This window comes from Achromobacter sp. MFA1 R4 (assembly GCF_900156745.1).
Classification (GTDB): Bacteria; Pseudomonadota; Gammaproteobacteria; order Burkholderiales; family Burkholderiaceae_B; genus Achromobacter.
Genome location: NZ_LT707065.1, coordinates 2,466,896 through 2,484,618, shown reverse-complemented (window position 1 = coordinate 2,484,618; position 17,723 = coordinate 2,466,896). Strand labels below are relative to the sequence as shown.

At 65.0% G+C, this 17,723-nt stretch carries 16 protein-coding genes; 1 reads left to right on the top strand and 15 read right to left on the bottom strand.

All coding sequences use genetic code 11. The annotated features are described in order from the left end of the window. Positions 1–9: 9 nt before the first annotated feature. The 10 genes from atpD to BXA00_RS11330 form a co-directional block, all read right to left on the bottom strand. The gene (gene atpD, locus BXA00_RS11375) at positions 10–1,410 is read right to left on the bottom strand and encodes a F0F1 ATP synthase subunit beta (protein ID WP_054455184.1); all 1,401 of its coding nucleotides are present in this window, start codon (positions 1,408–1,410) and stop codon (positions 10–12) included. 43 nt (positions 1,411–1,453) lie between these two features. After that, entirely contained in the window at positions 1,454–2,359 is a 906-nt protein-coding gene (gene atpG, locus BXA00_RS11370) for a F0F1 ATP synthase subunit gamma (RefSeq protein WP_076518586.1), read from the bottom strand. A 98-nt stretch (positions 2,360–2,457) separates the two neighbouring features. Next, complete coding sequence (gene atpA, locus BXA00_RS11365) at positions 2,458–3,999, bottom strand: F0F1 ATP synthase subunit alpha (protein ID WP_076518585.1); 1,542 nt, start codon at positions 3,997–3,999, stop codon at positions 2,458–2,460. 28 nt (positions 4,000–4,027) lie between these two features. Continuing rightward, positions 4,028–4,567: a F0F1 ATP synthase subunit delta gene (locus tag BXA00_RS11360; RefSeq protein ID WP_076518584.1), complete on the bottom strand. Its 540-nt coding sequence runs from the start codon at positions 4,565–4,567 to the stop codon at positions 4,028–4,030. A 12-nt stretch (positions 4,568–4,579) separates the two neighbouring features. Further along, complete coding sequence (locus tag BXA00_RS11355; protein WP_008167494.1) at positions 4,580–5,050, bottom strand: F0F1 ATP synthase subunit B; 471 nt, start codon at positions 5,048–5,050, stop codon at positions 4,580–4,582. A gap of 144 nt (positions 5,051–5,194) precedes the next feature. Then, a complete protein-coding gene (gene atpE, locus BXA00_RS11350; RefSeq protein ID WP_003815363.1) occupies positions 5,195–5,437 on the bottom strand; it encodes a F0F1 ATP synthase subunit C in 243 nt (80 codons plus the stop codon). A gap of 118 nt (positions 5,438–5,555) precedes the next feature. Further along, positions 5,556–6,437: a F0F1 ATP synthase subunit A gene (gene atpB, locus BXA00_RS11345; RefSeq protein ID WP_008167481.1), complete on the bottom strand. Its 882-nt coding sequence runs from the start codon at positions 6,435–6,437 to the stop codon at positions 5,556–5,558. An 83-nt stretch (positions 6,438–6,520) separates the two neighbouring features. Then, positions 6,521–6,934 (bottom strand): ATP synthase subunit I, encoded by a 414-nt coding sequence (locus BXA00_RS11340; protein WP_369825611.1) that lies wholly within the window; start codon positions 6,932–6,934, stop codon positions 6,521–6,523. Positions 6,935–7,362: 428 nt separating this feature from the next. Beyond that, positions 7,363–8,925, bottom strand: a complete 1,563-nt coding sequence (locus BXA00_RS11335; protein WP_076518583.1) for a DUF1254 domain-containing protein — start codon at positions 8,923–8,925, stop codon at positions 7,363–7,365. Positions 8,926–9,179: 254 nt separating this feature from the next. Then, positions 9,180–9,956: an enoyl-CoA hydratase gene (locus tag BXA00_RS11330; RefSeq protein WP_076518582.1), complete on the bottom strand. Its 777-nt coding sequence runs from the start codon at positions 9,954–9,956 to the stop codon at positions 9,180–9,182. 27 nt (positions 9,957–9,983) lie between these two features. On the opposite strand from BXA00_RS11330, the gene BXA00_RS11325 reads away from it, so the two are divergent. After that, entirely contained in the window at positions 9,984–11,756 is a 1,773-nt protein-coding gene (locus BXA00_RS11325) for a M61 family metallopeptidase (protein WP_076521910.1), read from the top strand. 106 nt (positions 11,757–11,862) lie between these two features. Here the strand turns inward: BXA00_RS11325 and BXA00_RS11320 are convergent, their stop codons facing one another. The 5 genes from BXA00_RS11320 to BXA00_RS11300 all read right to left on the bottom strand — a co-directional run bounded on the left by BXA00_RS11320 (position 11,863) and on the right by BXA00_RS11300 (position 17,625). Beyond that, a complete protein-coding gene (locus BXA00_RS11320; RefSeq protein WP_076518581.1) occupies positions 11,863–13,275 on the bottom strand; it encodes an FAD-binding oxidoreductase in 1,413 nt (470 codons plus the stop codon). Beyond that, positions 13,272–13,991, bottom strand: a complete 720-nt coding sequence (locus tag BXA00_RS11315) for a FadR/GntR family transcriptional regulator (RefSeq protein ID WP_076518580.1) — start codon at positions 13,989–13,991, stop codon at positions 13,272–13,274. Before BXA00_RS11315 ends, BXA00_RS11320 begins: the two co-directional genes overlap by 4 nt. 138 nt (positions 13,992–14,129) lie before the next feature. After that, positions 14,130–15,320, bottom strand: coding sequence for a GGDEF domain-containing protein (locus tag BXA00_RS11310; RefSeq protein ID WP_076518579.1), 1,191 nt, complete (start codon positions 15,318–15,320; stop codon positions 14,130–14,132). A gap of 104 nt (positions 15,321–15,424) precedes the next feature. Beyond that, complete coding sequence (locus BXA00_RS11305) at positions 15,425–16,183, bottom strand: molybdopterin-synthase adenylyltransferase MoeB (protein WP_076518578.1); 759 nt, start codon at positions 16,181–16,183, stop codon at positions 15,425–15,427. Then, complete coding sequence (locus tag BXA00_RS11300) at positions 16,180–17,625, bottom strand: S41 family peptidase (protein ID WP_076518577.1); 1,446 nt, start codon at positions 17,623–17,625, stop codon at positions 16,180–16,182. The genes BXA00_RS11305 and BXA00_RS11300 overlap by 4 nt, the downstream gene beginning before the upstream one ends. Positions 17,626–17,723: the final 98 nt, after the last annotated feature.

Genomic DNA, 17,723 nt, shown 5'->3' with positions numbered 1-17,723 from the left:
ATCGGTTCCTTATTGCAGTTTCTTGGCCTTCTCGAAGGCCTCGTCGATCGAACCGACCATGTAGAAAGCCTGTTCCGGCAGCGCGTCGCATTCGCCGTTCACGATCATCTTGAAACCACGGATGGTTTCGGCCAGCGGAACGTACTTGCCGGGCGAGCCGGTGAACACTTCAGCAACGTGGAACGGCTGCGACAGGAAGCGCTGGATCTTGCGCGCGCGGGCCACGGCCTGCTTGTCTTCCGGCGACAGTTCGTCCATGCCCAGAATCGCGATGATGTCGCGCAGTTCCTTGTAGCGCTGCAGCGTCTGCTGCACACCACGGGCCACGGCGTAGTGCTCTTCGCCGACGACTTGCGGGTCGAGCTGGCGGCTGGACGAATCCAGCGGGTCCACGGCCGGGTAGATACCCAGGGCGGCGATGTCACGCGACAGCACGACGGTCGAGTCCAAATGCTGGAAGGTCGTGGCAGGCGACGGGTCGGTCAAGTCGTCCGCAGGGACGTACACGGCCTGGATCGAGGTGATCGAGCCGGTCTTGGTCGACGTGATGCGCTCTTGCAGCTTGCCCATTTCTTCGGCCAGCGTGGGCTGGTAACCCACGGCGGACGGCATACGGCCCAGCAGTGCGGACACTTCGGTACCGGCCAGCGTGTAGCGGTAGATGTTGTCCACGAAGAACAGGATGTCGCGGCCTTCGTCGCGGAACTTCTCGGCCATCGTCAGGCCGGTCAGCGCCACGCGCAGACGGTTGCCGGGGGGTTCGTTCATCTGACCGAACACCATGGCGACCTTGTCCAGAACGTTGGACTCTTCCATTTCGTGGTAGAAGTCGTTGCCTTCACGGGTACGCTCACCCACGCCGGCGAACACCGACAAGCCGCTGTGCTGCTTGGCGATGTTGTTGATCAGTTCCATCATGTTGACGGTCTTGCCCACGCCGGCGCCGCCGAACAGGCCGACCTTGCCGCCCTTGGCGAACGGGCAAACCAGGTCAATCACCTTGATGCCGGTTTCCAGCAGTTCCACCGACGGCGACAGTTCGTCGAAACGGGGAGCGGCTTGGTGGATGCCACGCTTTTCGTCGTGCTGGATCGGGCCGGCTTCGTCGATGGGACGACCCAGCACGTCCATGATGCGGCCCAGCGTGCCGGTGCCGACGGGCACCGAGATCGGGGCGCCCGTGCCGGTGACCTTCATGCCGCGGCGCAGGCCGTCGCTGGAGCCCAGCGCAATGGTACGCACCACGCCGTCGCCCAACTGTTGCTGCACTTCCAGCGTCAGACCCTTTTCGGCGAACGAGGAACCCTCGTCGGCCAGAGTAAGCGCTTCATAGATCTTGGGCATTTGATCGCGGGGGAACTGAATATCCACCACGGCGCCGATGCACTGAACGATGGTTCCGTTGCTCATGTCGATTCCTTGCTTGATAGCTTTTGACGGGATGCTGCCTGCCTCAAACGGCGGCAGCGCCCCCTACGATTTCCGAAATTTCTTTGGTGATCGCGGCCTGACGGGTCTTGTTGTAGACCAGTTGCAGATCGCCGATGACCTTCTTGGCGTTGTCCGACGCCGCCTTCATGGCGACCATCCGGGCCGACTGCTCCGAAGCCATGTTCTCGGCCACGGCTTGGTACAGCAGGCCTTCAACGTAACGCTGCAGCAGGTCGTCGATCACGCTACGGGCGTCGGGTTCGTAGATGTAATCCCAGCTGTATTCCGACTTCACTTCCGAGGTCTTGGCCAGGCTTTCGGCGCCCGTCTGGTACGGATCTTCCAAACCGCTGGCCAGGGGCAGCAGACGCAGGAACAGGGGCTCTTGCTTCATCGTGTTGACGAAGCGGGTCGAGGCCACGTACAGCGCGTCGATACGGCCTTCCAGGTAGGCGTCCAGCTGCACCTTGATCGCGCCCAGCAGGCGGTCCAGTTGCGGCTTGTCGCCCAGTTGCACTTCCTGGGAAACCAGTTTGGCGCCGATACGGGTCAGCACACCCACGCCCTTGTTGCCGAAAGCGGTCGCTTGCACGGCGACGCCGTTTTTCTCGAACTCTTTCAGCTTGGCCAACGTCACGCGGGTGATGTTGGTGTTCAAGCCGCCGCACAAACCCTTGTCGGTCGTCACCATGACCACGCCGACCGCCTTGATTTCGCGTTCGACCAGGTACGGGTGGCTGTACTCGGGATTGGCCTGCATCAGGTGCGCAGCAATCTCGCGCACCTTGGTGGCGTACGGACGGCCGGCACGCATCCGTTCCTGCGCCTTGCGCATCTTGGATGCGGCGACCATTTCCATCGCCTTGGTGATCTTGCGCGTGTTTTGCACGCTCTTGATCTTGGTTCGGATTTCCTTAATTCCGGGCATTGCGCTTTCCTGTGAAGACTGGCCGATGGGTTCCGCTGGCGCCTCATCCATCCGGTAAGGATGGGCGAGGCGTCGCGGACGCCTAACCCATCACTTTCTTAAAAAGCACCGTGCTTCTTGAATTCCTGGATGGTCGAAGCCAGTTCGGCCTCGTCGTCCTTGGACAGTTCCTTGGTGTCTTCGATGCGCTGGATCAGGGCAGCGTGCTTGGCCTTCAACTGATCCTTCAGCGACTTCTCGAACGACAGCACTTGGGCCACGTCCACGTCATCCAGGTAGCCGTTGTTGACCGTGTACAGCGTGACAGCCAGTTCCCACACTTGCAGCGGCTGGTATTGCGGCTGCTTGAGCAGTTCCACCACGCGCTTGCCGCGTTCCAACTGGCGACGGGTCGCGTCGTCCAGGTCGGAGGCGAACTGCGCGAAGGCGGCCAGTTCACGGTACTGCGCCAGGTCGGTACGGATACCGCCGGACAGCTTCTTGACGACCTTGGTCTGGGCAGCGCCACCGACGCGCGACACCGAGATACCGGCGTTGATGGCGGGGCGGACACCGGCGTTGAACAGGTCGGTTTCCAGGAAGATCTGGCCGTCGGTGATCGAGATCACGTTGGTCGGAACGAAGGCCGACACGTCGCCTGCCTGGGTTTCGATGATCGGCAGCGCGGTCAGCGAGCCGGTCTTGCCCTTGACGGCGCCGTCGGTGAACTTCTCGACGTATTCTTCGTTGACGCGAGCAGCACGCTCGAGCAGGCGCGAGTGCAGGTAGAACACGTCGCCCGGGTAGGCTTCGCGGCCCGGCGGACGGCGCAGCAGCAGCGAGACCTGGCGATAGGCCCAGGCTTGCTTGGTCAGGTCGTCATAGACGATCAGGGCGTCTTCGCCGCGATCGCGGAAGTATTCGCCCATCGTGCAGCCGGCGTAGGCGGCCAGGTACTGCATGGCGGCGGAGTCGGAAGCCGAGGCAGCCACGACGATGGTGTATTCCATCGCGCCGTGCTCTTCGAGCTTGCGGACCACGTTGTTGATCGTCGAAGCCTTCTGGCCGATGGCGACGTACACGCAGGTGACGCCCTTGCCCTTCTGGCTGATGATCGTGTCGACGGCCACGGCGGTCTTGCCGGTCTGGCGGTCGCCAATGATCAGTTCGCGCTGGCCACGGCCGATGGGAACCATCGAGTCGATAGCCTTGATGCCGGTTTGCAGCGGCTGCGACACCGAGCGGCGGGCGATAACGCCAGGCGCCACTTTTTCGATGATGTCGGTGGCCTTGGCGTTGACCGGGCCCTTGCCGTCGATCGGCTCGCCCAGCGTGTTGACCACGCGGCCTTTCAGTTCCGGACCGACCGGGACTTCCAGAATGCGGCCGGTCGTCTTGACCTGGTCGCCTTCGGAAACGCCGGTGTAGTCGCCCAGAATCACGGCGCCGACGGAATCACGCTCGAGGTTGAGCGCCAGACCGAAAACGTTGTTGGGGAATTCGAGCATTTCGCCCTGCATCACGTCCGACAGGCCGTGGATGCGGGTAATACCGTCGGTCACGGACACGACGGTGCCCTGAGTACGGACATCAGCCGAAGCGCCCAGGCCCTCGATGCGGCTCTTGAGCAGTTCGCTGATCTCGGAGGGATTGAGTTGCATATTGACTCCTGGAATCCTGTTAGTAGCCTTAAGCGGCGAGCTGATCGCGCATGCGGACCAATTGGGCTTGTACGGAAGTATCGAGCACCTGGTCGCCGACGGCCACGCGCACGCCGCCGATCAGCGACGGGTCGACGGTAACGCTGGGCTTGAGCTTGAGGCCGAATTTTTGTTCGAGCGCGACGATCAGGTCCTTGACCTGGGCATCGCTCAGCTCGAACGCGCTGGTGATTTCCGCCTGCGCCGTGCCTTCGTGACGATTCCGCAGCGCGACGAATTGCGAGGCGATCTCGGGCAGCAGCAGCAGCCGGTCGTTTTCGACCAGCAGCTCGATGAAATTGCGGGCGGCTTGCGGCAAATCGGCCTTGATCAGGCCGGTAAACAGGTCGACGCGCTGCTTGTCGCCCAGACGCGGGTCGGCCATGGCCTCGCGCACGTCGGGGTTGGAGGCGACCTGCGACATTTCGCTGACCAGGTCGGCCCACGCCGGCAGACCGGCCTTGTCGTCGCGCGCTGCGCTGAAGAGGGCTTCAGCGTAGGGCCGGGCAACAGTGGAAAGTTCAGCCATGACGGTCCCGGATTAGAGCTGCGCGCGGAGCTGGTTCAGCAGCTCGGCGTGTGCGCGGGCGTCAACCTCGCGCTTGAGGATCTGTTCAGCACCCTTGACGGCCAACGCGGCAACGTCGTCGCGCAGTGCTTCACGGGCACGCTGGACTTCCTGCGCGGCATCCTGGGCAGCCTGCGCCACGATGCGGGCACGTTCGGCTTCCGCTTCGCGGCGGGCCTGCTCGATCAGGGAGGCGGCTTGCTTCTCGGCCTCGATGATGCGGGCGTGGTTTTCGGACTTGGCAGAAGCCTCGATCAGACTGACGCGCGCCTGGGCTTGAGCCAGGTCGGCTTTGCCCTTCTCGGCGGCGGCCAGGCCGTCGGCGATTTTTTGGCGGCGCTCGTCCATCGCCTTCGTCAGGGGAGGCCACACGAATTTCATCGTGAACCAGCCCAGAACGAAGAACACGAGCATCTGGAAAATGATCGTCGCGTTCAGATTCACGGTCGTTCCTTTAACACCTTGCGGCTCCGACCGCTCCCGGAAAGGGGCGTCGCGGAGCACTCGATACTTTGCTGATCGGCGATGGAGCCGTTGCTCTCATCGCCGCCAGCGTCATGACCCACCTATTTGCCGGCGGGCGGTGCCTTAGCCGACGAACGGGTTGGCGAAGGCGAACAGCATGGCGATACCCACGCCGATCAGGAATGCCGCGTCGATCAGGCCAGCCAGCAGGAACATCTTCGTTTGCAGAGCGTTCATCAGTTCAGGCTGACGAGCCGAAGCTTCCAGATACTTGCCGCCCATCAGTGCGATGCCGATGCAAGCGCCGATAGCGCCCAGACCGATGATAAGACCGCAAGCGAGGGCAACGAAAGCGACGTTGGTCATGACAACTCCTTGGTTAGAAATCTGAAGTCAAAAATTGAAAAATAAGAGGTACAGCTCAATGCAAGATAATCTTGCTATCCCGCGCCGGCCGGGTGGCCGGCGCTGGAAATTCGGGGGATCAGTGGCCTTCGTGAGCCTGGCCGAGATACACCAGCGTCAGCATCATGAAGATGAAGGCCTGGAGCAGGACGATCAGGATGTGGAAGATTGCCCAGATCGAGCCAGCCAGGATGTGGCCGAAGCCCAAGCCGATGCTGGCGCCGTTAAAGCCGGTCCAGGCGCCGCCCAGGAGGGCGATCAGCATGAAGATCAGTTCGCCGGCGAACATGTTGCCGAACAACCGCATGCCCAGCGACACCGACTTGGCGGCGTATTCGATCAGGTTCAGCAGCAGGTTGAACGGAGCCAGGACGACGGCGCCCAGGCCATGCGCATGGAACGGCGCGGTGAACAGCTCCTTCACGAAACCGCCCGGCTTCTTGATCTTGATGCCGTAGTAGAACATCAGGAGCAGCACGCCCAGCGACATGCCCATCGGCACGTTCAGGTCGGCGGTCGGGAGGATGCGGTGGTAGTAGAGCGGATCGCCGTGCTCGGCGCCCAGGCCGGTCAGGCGCCAGATGGACGGCAGCAGGTCAACGGGCAGCAGGTCCAGCGCGTTCATCAGGATGATCCAGAGGAACACGGTGAGGGCCAGCGGGGCGATGAAAAGACGGCTCTTGGCGTTGTGGACGATGCCCTTGGCCTGGTCGTCGACCATGTCGACGATCATTTCCACGAAGGCCTGGAAGCGGGAAGGAACGCCGCTGGTGGCGCGGCGCGCGGCGCGCCACAGGAAGAAAATGACGATCAGGCCCATCAGGCCGGACCAGAACAACGAGTCGTAATTGATGATGTCGAACTGAGCAATAGCGCTCTGTTTCTCACCGGTATTGTTCAGATGCACCAGGTGATGCTGAATATACGCGGATTGAGGCGACACGTCGCTGGCAGCAGCCATTTGAATCCTACCCTATTTGCTGTATGCCCGGCCCTTGCGAACCGGACGATTCCACGATTTCGTTTGCCGCAACTTACTCGGCGCTAAGACAGCCTGCGGAACATCAGGAGCAGGAGATAGCCCTTCAATGTGAGTATCAGACCGAGCAACGCGGCGGGCCATACAAGCCAGTCCTGCGTCACACGCGAAAGCAGCCACAACAGCAACGCCGTTGCGAACAACTTGATCAACTCACCAGAGAGAAAGGTAAAGGGACTGGCTTTACCGGCCCGAACGCTGACAGCCAGGCGCAATGCGAACAACGCATTGGGTATGAAATACGCTCCTGCCCCCGCCAGCGCCGACCAACCAGCCGCCGCCCCTCCGACAACCCCCGCTATTACTGCTGCTGCGAACCCCATGGCGCCTTGCGCCGCCAATGCCAACAGAAGCCCGCGGCTAGCCTGAGCATCCAGCGCCGCGCGATCCGCGTCGCTGAGAACCAGAACCTTATCCACCATATCCGGATCGATCGAATCCTGATCCAGACGCGCCCCCAGACTTTGCCCAGGGCGCGGCCCTAAGCTTTGCTGTGGCTGCATGGAGTTCTGCTGCATCAAACTTCCCCGCCTAACGTGCCCATAAGGGTAACGTGACCCCTAAGGGTGACGTGCCCCCGAAGGGCTTGGCCCCTGAGGGAACCGACGCGCTTTTTTAGGCGCATGTTCTTATCCCGCAAGCGTCAAACCCGCAGAGTATAGCTTGATTCGTTTTACCCTAGCAAATGAACTTTCGGCCGTTTGTAAGGTGGCAACAACGCCTGCCGCGCGTTGAAAAAGGGGACGACCGGGCGGGCCGCCGGGGCGCCTGCATCTGCCTGCGCGGCCCATGAAAAGGCGCGCGGCCCCCTTGCCGGGGACCGCGCGCCCTGTGCACCCGCCTGGGCTCAGTCTTCCTTGACCGGCGGCGGCGCCCACTGCCCGTCCAGGGCGGTGTTCTGCGGCGAATACAGACGCATGCTGAGCACGAACGGACCGTCGGCGGCCGGCGTGCTGACCCAGTTGGCGCGCTTGGACTCGCCCGGGTCGCGGCGCTGGACGTAGATGTCGAGCGAGCCGTCGGCGTTGTACTTCAGGCCGTCGGTGCTGCGGATCACATAGCGGTTGGCCGGGTTTTCGGCAAAGCCGTATTTGTCGTTGTAGACATGCAGCGACCAGAACGCATTGGCCGGAGGCAGCTGGCCCTTGTCAAAGTGCAGCACGTAGTCTTCGCTGGCGTCGAGCATGCGGCCCTTGGAATCGGACACCGTGACCGGATACAGCACGTCTTCCGGCGTCGGCGCACCCAGGCCGGCATAGGCGATGGCGGCGCGGCGCGTGTAGTCGGTGCCGTAGGTGCCGATGCCCGTCAGCACCGTGTTCCAGCCGTTGATCGGCGTGCCCAGGCGCGAGACGTTGTCGGCGATGCGGCGGCCAGCCAGCGGCTGCGCGTCCGCCAGCGCCTGCTGCACGGCCGGGCTCAGGCGGCCATACGAGAACGGCTGGCGGTCGTCCAGGCCGATACGGCGCATGCGGTCGAGCATGGGCGTGTCGTTGGCGTGCGGCGGGTTGTTGCGCAGCGCGTCGAAGAACACGGCAAAGAAGCTGGCGGCATCCATGCCCGCGACCTGTTCGGCGGGCGTGCCGTCGGGCACCGTGGTGGCCGGGGCCGGCGTGGGCATGGGCAGGTTGCTGCCGATGGGCGCCGTTCCGACGCCCGTGCCGGTCTGCGGGAACGCGTTACCAGCGTTGCGGCCGCGCGGCGCGGTCATCGGCGTCACGGGCGCCAGCACGGGACGCGCCGTCATACCGGCCTGGATCTGATTGACCGCGGCGTAGTCCTGCGGACCGCCCGCTTGCGTCCAGCCGATGAGCCAGCCCATCGACGTCGGGCTTCGGATCACGTCGACACCCGCGGGCAGATTGCCCTGCCAGTGCGGTCCGACGATGGCGAACGACTGCGCGCCGGACCCGTTGGTGCGCGTGCCGCGCGACGCGAAGACGTCGCTCCACATATCCAGGGCCGACAGCACGGTGTAGCGGCCGCCGGTGTCGGGCAGGTTGATGATGAGCGGGGCGCGCGAGACATCGAACCACAGGCTGGAGTACAGCGCGTCGGCGCTGGGCCACGGCGCGTCGGTCGCGCGCGGATCCGGGAACGCCGCCTTGTGTCCGAACTGGTTCATCGGCGCCTTCCCGTCCAGCGGGCTTTGCACGGCGGTGGCCTGGCGACGCGCCAGCTCCATCAACACCATGGGGTAGGCATAGACATAGGCATCGATGGCCGTGTCGCGCAATTCCTGCTCGCTCATTCTCGGCGCGGCGGCCTGGGCAGCGGGGTACGGCGTCTCGGACACGAGGCGCAGCGTGGGTTGCGGCGATTGAGCCTGGGCGACATTGAGGAAGCAGACGCTGAGCGCGCCGGCGAGCGCAGCCGTTGACAGCCGGCGGGTAGCGGTAGATTTACGCATGCAAGGCTCCTTCTTGATTTTGTTTGCGAGCGAGCCGCCGCGCGACTTGCCAGCGTGGGCAAGCCGCTCTGGCGCGGCACCTCGGGATGACGCTTATTCAGGATAGGGGCGAAGTCTGCAACAAGGTGCTAGCCATACGTTTCAAGGCGAAACCCGCATGTTGCAGCGCGCATGCATGAAAAAAGGCGCGCCTTCATAGGGCGCGCCCGGCGTTGGCGGGCCTGCGTGGAGCGCAGGCCCGCGAGTAACAAGCCTTAACGGTGTTTGAAGTCGGGTTTGCGCTTTTCGGTGAAGGCGGCCATGCCTTCCTTCTGGTCTTCGGTGGCGAAGAGCGAATGGAACACGCGGCGTTCAAAGAGCAGGCCTTCGTTGAGCGAGCCCTCGAAGGCGCGGTTCACGCATTCCTTGGCCATCATGACCGAGGGCAGCGACATGGAGGCGATGACCGTGGCCGCGTCCATGGCTTCTTCGAGCAGCTTGTCGGCGGCGACCACGCGCGACACGAGGCCCGCGCGTTCCGCTTCCTCGGCGCCCATCATGCGCGCGGTCAGCGCAAGATCCATGGCCTTGGCCTTGCCGACGGCGCGCGGCAGGCGCTGGGTGCCGCCCGCGCCGGGGATCACGCCCAGCTTGATCTCGGGCTGGCCGAACTTGGCCGTGTCCGCCGCGATGATGATGTCGCACATCATGGCCAGTTCGCAGCCGCCGCCCAGCGCGTAGCCGGCCACCGCGGCGATCACGGGCTTGCGGATGCGCTTGAGCGTCTCCCAGTTGCGCGTGATGTATTCGCTGCCGTACACGTCCATGTACGACCAATCCTTCATGGCCCCGATGTCGGCGCCCGCCGCGAAGGCCTTTTCGCTGCCCGTGATGACGACGCAGCCGATGTCGGGATTGGACTCGAAAGCCAGCAGCGCGGCGCCGAGTTCGTCCATGAGCTGATCGTTCAGCGCGTTGAGCGCCTTCGGACGATTCAGCGTCAGCAGGCCGACTCGGCCCCGGGTTTCGACCAGTACAAACGACTCGCTCATGAATGTCTCCGGTAATAAGATATGAGCATGAAGAAAAATGATGACGTGCCTCCCATACTTTACCGCCTCGCGCCCCATGATCCCGCCGGACACCGCTACCGGATAACCCTTACCGTCGCCTCGCCCTCCCCCGCCGGCCAGCGCCTGTCATTGCCGGCCTGGATACCGGGCAGCTATCTGATCCGCGACTTTTCCCGCCAGATCGAGTCAGTGGCCGCCTATGCGGGGTCGCGGCGCGTGAATGTCGACAAAATCGATAACCACACGTGGCAGGCGGCGCCCTGCGACGGCCCGTTGCGCATCGAATACACGGTCTACGCGTGGGACCTGTCGGTGCGCGGCGCGCACCTGGACGAGACGCACGGCTTTTTCAATGGGACCAGCGTGTTCCTGCGCGTGCATGGCCAGGAGCACGCGCCTTGCCTACTGGACCTGGCGCCGCCGCGCGGCATCGAGGGCTGGAAGGTGTACACGAGCCTGCCCGAAGCCGTGGGCCACCGGGGCGCGGCCCGCCGCCACGGCTTTGGCCTGTACCTGGCCCCGGACTATGACGCGCTGATCGATCATCCGGTCGAGATGGGCACGCCGCAGGTGTCGCGTTTCGAGGCGCATGGCGCGGAACACGAACTGGTATTCACGGGCGTCGCGCCGAACCTGGATCTTGCGCGCATCACCGACGACGTGAAGAAAATCTGCGAAACCCAGATCGCGTTTTTCGAGCCCCGCACCAAACGCGCGCCGTTCCTGGACAGTACCGATCGCTATGTCTTCATGACGATGGTGACGGGCGACGGCTACGGCGGCCTGGAGCATCGCGCGAGCACGGCGCTGATGACCGCGCGCAAGGACCTGCCGGTGCTGGGCCAGCAAGGCCAGGGCGAAGGCTATCGCGGCTTTCTGGGACTGGTGAGCCACGAGTATTTCCACACGTGGAATGTCAAGCGCATCAAGCCGGACGCGTTCGCGCCGTACGATCTTTCGCAGCCGGACCTGACGCGCCTGCTCTGGGTGTTCGAGGGCTTCACGTCCTACTACGACGACCTGCTGCTGCTGCGTTCTGGCGTGATCGCGCGCGCCGATTATCTGCGCCTCTTGGCCAAGACGATCACCAGCGTGGCGCGCACGCCGGGCCGCCACAAGCAGTCGGTGGCCGAGAGCTCGTTCGATGCGTGGACGCGCTACTACAAGCAGGACGAGAACTCCCCGAACGCGCTGGTGAGCTACTACACGAAGGGCGCGTTGGTGGCGCTGGGGCTGGACCTGCTGATCCGCCAGACGTCTTCCGGCGCGCATTCGCTGGACGATGTGATGCGGCTGCTGTGGGACCGCTACGGCCGCGATTTCTACCGCGGCAATCAGCAAGGTCTGCCGGAAGACGGATTGCCGGCGCTGATCCTGGAGGCAACCGGCGTGGACACGCGCCGCTTCATCGACCGCCATGCCTACGGGACGGCGGATGTGCCGCTGGCGGCGCTGCTTGAACCCCATGGCGTGTCGCTGCAGTGGAAGGCCTCGGCGCACATTCCGTCGCTGGACGTGCGCACGCGCAAACAGGGCGATTCGCTGACGCTGGCAACCGTGCTGGAAGGCGGCGCCGGGCACAAGGGCGGATTGTCCGCGGGGGATGTGCTGGTCGCGATCGATGGGCTGCGCGTGGATGCGCCGGCGGGGCTCGATCTGCTGCTCGCGCAGTATCGGGCGGGGGACCGCGTGACGGTGCATGTGTTTCGGCGCGACGAACTGAGGGCGTTCCGGGTCCGGCTGAGTGGACCCGACGCGTCCGAGTGCGTGCTGACGTGAAGCTCGCCGGCTGACCGGCGACGGCCGGGAGGCCGGCTGCCGGAACCGCCGGGCCGGGGCGTCGTCTGGGACGCCCCGCGTCGCATGACGCCGGGCGGCGTGCAGCCTAGAGCAGTTTTCCGGGGTTCATGATGCCCGCCGGGTCCATGACCTTCTTGATTTCCCGCATCAGCCGCAACTCCACCGGATCCTTGCTGTGCAGGAAGTGATCGCGCTTTAGCTGGCCGATCCCGTGCTCTGCCGAGATGCTTCCCCCGTAGCGGTTGACCTCGTCCAGCACCGCGTCCGTGATCGCCGCGCCATGTTCGGCAACCCAGTTGCGGTCCGCGCCGGCGGGACGGGACAGGTTGTAGTGCAGGTTGCCGTCGCCGAAGTGCCCGAAGATGAAGGGGCGGATGTCAGGGTAAATGGCGCGCACGCGGGCTTCCGCGGATTGCATGAAGTCGGGAATGCGTTCGATGGGCAGCGACACGTCGTGCTTGAGGTGGGGGCCGTCGGCGCGCTGGGCTTCGGAGATTTCCTCGCGCAGTTTCCACAACGTCTGCAACTGGGCAAGCGAGGCCGAGACCGCGGCGTCCAGGCACAGGCCGCGCTCGAGCGCGGTGCCGATGACGTTTTCCAGCAGCGCGTTCAGGGCCTGTTCGTCGGCGGTGTCGGCCAGTTCCACCAGCACGTAGGCCGGGTAGCGCTGCTCGAAGGGTTCCTGCACTCCCTCGGCGTGCGTGAGCACCAGGTCCAGGCAATCGCCCGTGAAGAACTCGAAGGCCTGCAGCCGCGCGCCGCATTGCTCGAACAGGATATCGAACAACTGCAGGGCTTGCGCGGGGGATTCGACCGCGGCAAGCACCACCGAACGCACGTCGGTGCGCGGGAAGAGGCGCAGCGCGACGGCGGTGATGATGCCCAGCGTGCCCTCGGAGCCGATGAGCAGTTGCTTGAGGTCGTAGCCGGTGTTGTCTTTGCGCAGCGTGCGCAGGCCGTGGAAGATTTCGCCGGTGGGCAGCACCGCTTCCAGACCCAACACGAGTTCGCGCGCCATGCCGTAGCGCACGACGTTCACGCCGCCCGCGTTGGTGGCCACGTTGCCGCCGATCTGGCTGGAGTCTTCCGCGGCAAGGCTGAGCGGCAGCAGGCGGCCGGCGTCCTGCGCGGCGCGGCGCAGGTTGCCGAGGATGGCGCCGGCTTCGGCGACCAGGGTGTTCGCCACGGTGTCGATGGCGCGCACGGCGTTCATGCGGTCCAGGCTGATGACGACGTTGTGCGCGCCGCCATCGGGGGTGGCGCCGCCGCACAGGCCGGTGTTGCCGCCACGCGGAACCACGGGCACGCCGGCCTGCTGGCAGAGCGCCAGGCACGTTGCCACTTCCGCGGTCGTGCGCGGGCGCACGACCGCCTGGGCCTGGCCGTTGTACAGGCCGCGCCAGTCAGACAGCCACGGGGCGATGTCCGCCGGGGCGGTGAAGACGGTATCGGGGCCCAGGGCCTGGACCAGCCGTTGAGAAAAGTCGGATGCAGTCATGAGAGGTGGTTTGCGGCGGAAAAGGGAAGATCGAGTTGCAGGCGGCTGGCGGCCTGGCGCAGGTGGCCGATGGCGGCTTGCCGGGCGCGGTCGGGATCGCGCGCGCGGATGGCCTCGAACACGGCGACGTGCTCCTGATGCACGGCGAGCGTCAGGCCATCCTGCAGGCGGCTGTTGGACCGGGCCGTGCTGACGGCCAGGCGCAGCTGCAGGTTCAGGTATTGCAGCAGGTCCTGGTAATAGCTGTTGTGGGTGGCGGCGGCGATGGCGACGTGAAAGGCGATGTCGTGTTCGACGCCCTGTTCGGGATGTTCGAGGTTCGCTTGCAGGCGAGCGAGCGCCTCTTCCATGGCCAGCAGGTCCGATGCGGAACCGCGGACGGCGGCAAGCGCGGCGGCGCCGCCTTCCAGTTCCATGCGCAGTTCGTAGACGCTGGCCAGCTTTTCGCGGTTGACGGCAATTCCGGAGGACACCTGGAAGCCTTGCGCCCCGGTGCGCGAGACGACGGTGCTGCCGGAACCCTGGCGGCTCTGGATCAGCCCTTGCGCGCGCAGGCGTTCCGTCGCTTCGCGGATGACGGCGGCGCTGACGCCGTACTGCTCGGCCAGCAAACGGCCCGCGGGCAGCTTGGCGCCGACGGGATGGACGCCGTCCGCGATTTCGCTGGCGAGCTGGCGAGCGACCTGCTCGGTGAGGGTGAGGTGCTTGGTCAACATCGACGGATTATAGGCAGATTTTTCAGGTTATCTGATAACTTTGTTGTTACGGAGGATTGATGGGAGTTGTTCGTTCAGTGTGATTATTTCGGACTGATTCGGACAGCGGCGCACGCAGCCCGGCCGCGAAGCTTGCGCTCAAGCCGCCATTGAAGCGCCCGGCATGTCCTCGTTCACGTCGCAGGATGCCCCCTGGTCCACCACGCAGCAGCGTCCGCCCTGCGCCTTGGCGCGATACAGCGCCGCGTCGGCGGAGTCCAGCGCCCCCTGGGGTGTGCGGTTGGCGCCCGTCATGATGGAGATGCCGATGGACAGGCCGACGCAGACCCGCGTGCCATCGGCCAGGGTGATGGGCTGGGAGGCGTCGCGCAGCAGGTGGTCGCCCAGCCGCAGGGCGGCGGTGGCGTCGATGCCGGTGACCAGGACGATGAATTCGTCGCCCCCGATGCGGGCGGCCACGTCGTCCACCCGGAGCATCGCCCGCATGCGGTCTGCGATGGTCCGCAGCACCAGATCGCCCGCGGCGTGGCCGTAGCTGTCGTTGATGCGCTTGAAATCGTCCATGTCCATGTAGAGCAGCGCCGCCGCGCTGTCGTGGCCGCGCGCGCTGGAGCACACCCGCTCCAGCGCCGCCTGCAGGCCGGCGCGGTTGGCCAGGCCGGTGAGCGCGTCTTCGCTGGCGCGCCGGTCGCTGTCCCGTTCGGCCTGCATGGTCGACACCAGGATGCGGTTCAGCCGGTGCGAGGCGATGCTCATGCTGATCAGGTAGAACGGAATCTGGATGAAGACGATGACCATCACCCATTCGCCCGTGAAGAGCGCGCCCAGGCACATGGGCCCCAGGCTCAGGAAGATCATGACGCCCACCAGCCGCGGCGCGCCGTAATTGCGAAAGCAGATGCCCCCGGCCATGGCGCCGCAGGACACGCCGGCCAGCGTCGCGGCGAGCCAGTCGCCGTTCAGAAAGGTGACGAAGACGCCATAGCCCACGCTGAACGCCCACATCAGGGCCAGGACGATATAGATGTCGGTGTGGGTGTTGCCGCCCTTGGGCGCCGCGCGCAGGGCGGCACGCAGGATGGTGACGCGCACGATCGCGAGCACGACTTCCAGGATCAGCCAGGAGACATACAGCGGTTCCGGGCGGCGCCACGCGACGACGCCCGAGATCATCAGCGTGTTGATGACCCCGCCGGCAAAAATGGGAAGCGTGCCGAAGAGACTGGCGATGAGGGCCGCGCGGATGTCCGCCGGCGTGTCGTGCCCGGTATGTGTCAGCCAACGCGTGAGCCGCCACTTGGGCAGGCTGAACTTCAGTCCTGTATCCACGCCGTCATGTCCATGGCCATCTACCCGATTTCAGTAGGCTGGCTGGCGTTATAGCAGGTATCTCAGGCCTTTAGTATTGTCCCCAAGTGCAATACGGCCGCGTTTCAGGCCTGTCCGCGGTGGCCGCAAACGGCGCATTCCGGGTCCCGCTGCACGTTGACGCTGCGCCATTGCATGGTGCGCACGTCCAGCCAAAGCAGGCGGCCGGACAGGCTTTCGCCCACCCCGGACAGCAGCTTGAGCGCCTCGGCGGCCTGCATGCTGCCGATGATGCCGACCACCGGGGCGAACACGCCCATCGTGGCGCAGTTGGCTTCCTCGACCTCGTCGGCCTCGGGGAACAGGCAGTGATAGCACGGCGCGTTGTCGTCGCGCAGGTCGTAGACGCTGACCTGGCCGTCAAAGCGGATGGCGGCGCCGGAAACCAGCGGCTTGCGGTGCTGCACGCACGCGCGGTTGATCGCGTGGCGGGTGGTGAAGTTGTCGGTGCAGTCGAGCACCAGGTCCGCCTGGGCGACCGCGTCGGACAGGGCCTGGTCCTTCAGGCGCTCGACCCGGGCATGGACCCGGGTCTGCGGGTTGAAGGCGTGCAGCATGTCGCGGCCGGACTCGGCCTTGGGGCGGCCGACGCTGGCGGTGGTGTGCAGGATCTGGCGTTGCAGGTTGCTCAGTTCGACGACGTCGTCGTCGGCCAGCGTGATGTCGCCCACGCCAGCGGTGGCCAGGTAGAGCGCGGCGGGCGAACCCAGGCCGCCCGCCCCCACGATGAGCACACGCGCCGCCAGGAGTTTTTCCTGCCCTTCGATCCCGAGTTCGTCCAGCAGGATGTGGCGGGCATAGCGCAGCAGTTGCTCGTCGTTCATTTGTTCTTGCTGGGCTCGACTCCGGTCGGCGTGATCGTCATGCGCTGGGGCGTTCCGCCGCCGGCCTTGGCGTCGGCCTTGGCCTGGGCGCGGGCCGAGCCCTTCTGCACCGGCTTGCCGGCCAGCAGGTTCAGGGCCTGCTGCAACTGGAAGTCGTCCTTGCCGCCGAATTCGAAGACCTTGGCCGGCAGTTCGACGTTGTCCTGGTCGGCGCTGGATTTGACTTCGTTGGTGGTCTGCTGGTTGGACAGGTGGCGCTGCAGATCGGCTTCGCGCGGCAGGCGGAACAGGTCGCCATCGGCCGTGTCGGCCACGACGTAATCCGGTTCGATGCCGGTTGCCTGGATGGAACGGCCGCTGGGCGTGAAGTAGCGCGAGGTCGTGAGCTTGACCGCGGTGGTTTCGGACAGCGGCAGGATCACCTGCACGGAGCCCTTGCCGAACGTGCGGTTGCCCAGCACCTTGGCGCGCTTGTGGTCTTGCAGCGCGCCGGCCACGATCTCGGATGCCGAGGCCGAACCCACGTTGACCAGCACCACCATGGGCACGGTCTTGGTCCAGGCCGGCAGGCCGGACAGGTAGTTGCTTTCGCCGCGGGCGTATTCCGAAGGCGTCGCCAGGTATTTGTGGCGGGCGTCCGGCGTGCGGCCGTCGGTGGACACCACGAGCGTATCGGGCGGCAGGAATGCGCCGGACACGCCGATGGCGCTGGTCAGGAGGCCGCCCGGGTCGTTGCGCAGGTCCAGCACCAGGCCCTTGGGCGGTTCCTTAGCGCCCAGTTCCTTCAGTTGCTTGGCCAGGTCCGCGCCGGTCTTTTCCTGGAATTGGGCGACGCGCACGTAGCCGATGCCGTTGTCCAGCATCTTGCTGCGCACGCTGCGCACCTTGATGATGTCGCGCACGATCTTGACCACGATGGGCTGCGGGCGGTCGGCGCGCATGATCGTCAGGGTGATCGGCGACTTGGGCGCGCCGCGCATGAGCTTGACCGCGTCGTTCAAGGTCATGCCCTTGGTGGGCGTGTCGTCGATCTTGATGATGAGGTCGCCGGCCATGACGCCTGCGCGGGCGGCGGGCGTGTCCTCGATGGGCGAGATCACCTTGACGAAACCGTCTTCGGCGCCGACCTCGATGCCCAGGCCGCCGAACTCGCCCTGGGTGGCGGTCTGCATTTCGCGGAACGCATCGGCATCCAGGTAGGCGGAGTGCGGGTCCAGATTCGACACCATGCCGGAGATGGCATTGTCGATCAGGGTCTTGTCGTCGACGGCTTCGACGTAGTTGTTCTTGATGGCGGCAAAGACATTGCTCAGTTGCCTGAGCTCGTCCAGAGGCAGGGGACTGCCGCGCTGGGCGACGGCAGTCACGCCCACACTCAGCAACACACCCGCCACCGCACCGATGGCAATCAGACCGAAACCGCGAAACTTACGAGTGCCCATGCACACTTCCCGAATTGTGTTTTCGCCGATGGGTTTGGCAATGTGCCAACGGTTTTTACCAACGGTTTTTACCAACGACATATCATTTGCCGGCCGCG

What these genes read in the sequence shown, in the direction of transcription:
- atpD (WP_054455184.1), bottom strand. Translation starts at nt 1,410, where the DNA reads ATGAGCAACGGAACCATCGTTCAGTGCATCGGCGCCGTGGTGGATATT.
- BXA00_RS11320 (WP_076518581.1), bottom strand. Translation starts at nt 13,275, where the DNA reads ATGACTGCATCCGACTTTTCTCAACGGCTGGTCCAGGCCCTGGGCCCC.
- BXA00_RS11315 (WP_076518580.1), bottom strand. Translation starts at nt 13,991, where the DNA reads ATGTTGACCAAGCACCTCACCCTCACCGAGCAGGTCGCTCGCCAGCTC.
- atpB (WP_008167481.1), bottom strand. Translation starts at nt 6,437, where the DNA reads ATGGCTGCTGCCAGCGACGTGTCGCCTCAATCCGCGTATATTCAGCAT.
- BXA00_RS11300 (WP_076518577.1), bottom strand. Translation starts at nt 17,625, where the DNA reads ATGGGCACTCGTAAGTTTCGCGGTTTCGGTCTGATTGCCATCGGTGCG.
- atpE (WP_003815363.1), bottom strand. Translation starts at nt 5,437, where the DNA reads ATGACCAACGTCGCTTTCGTTGCCCTCGCTTGCGGTCTTATCATCGGT.
- BXA00_RS11360 (WP_076518584.1), bottom strand. Translation starts at nt 4,567, where the DNA reads ATGGCTGAACTTTCCACTGTTGCCCGGCCCTACGCTGAAGCCCTCTTC.
- atpA (WP_076518585.1), bottom strand. Translation starts at nt 3,999, where the DNA reads ATGCAACTCAATCCCTCCGAGATCAGCGAACTGCTCAAGAGCCGCATC.
- BXA00_RS11325 (WP_076521910.1), top strand. Translation starts at nt 9,984, where the DNA reads ATGAAGAAAAATGATGACGTGCCTCCCATACTTTACCGCCTCGCGCCC.
- BXA00_RS11335 (WP_076518583.1), bottom strand. Translation starts at nt 8,925, where the DNA reads ATGCGTAAATCTACCGCTACCCGCCGGCTGTCAACGGCTGCGCTCGCC.
- BXA00_RS11330 (WP_076518582.1), bottom strand. Translation starts at nt 9,956, where the DNA reads ATGAGCGAGTCGTTTGTACTGGTCGAAACCCGGGGCCGAGTCGGCCTG.
- atpG (WP_076518586.1), bottom strand. Translation starts at nt 2,359, where the DNA reads ATGCCCGGAATTAAGGAAATCCGAACCAAGATCAAGAGCGTGCAAAAC.
- BXA00_RS11305 (WP_076518578.1), bottom strand. Translation starts at nt 16,183, where the DNA reads ATGAACGACGAGCAACTGCTGCGCTATGCCCGCCACATCCTGCTGGAC.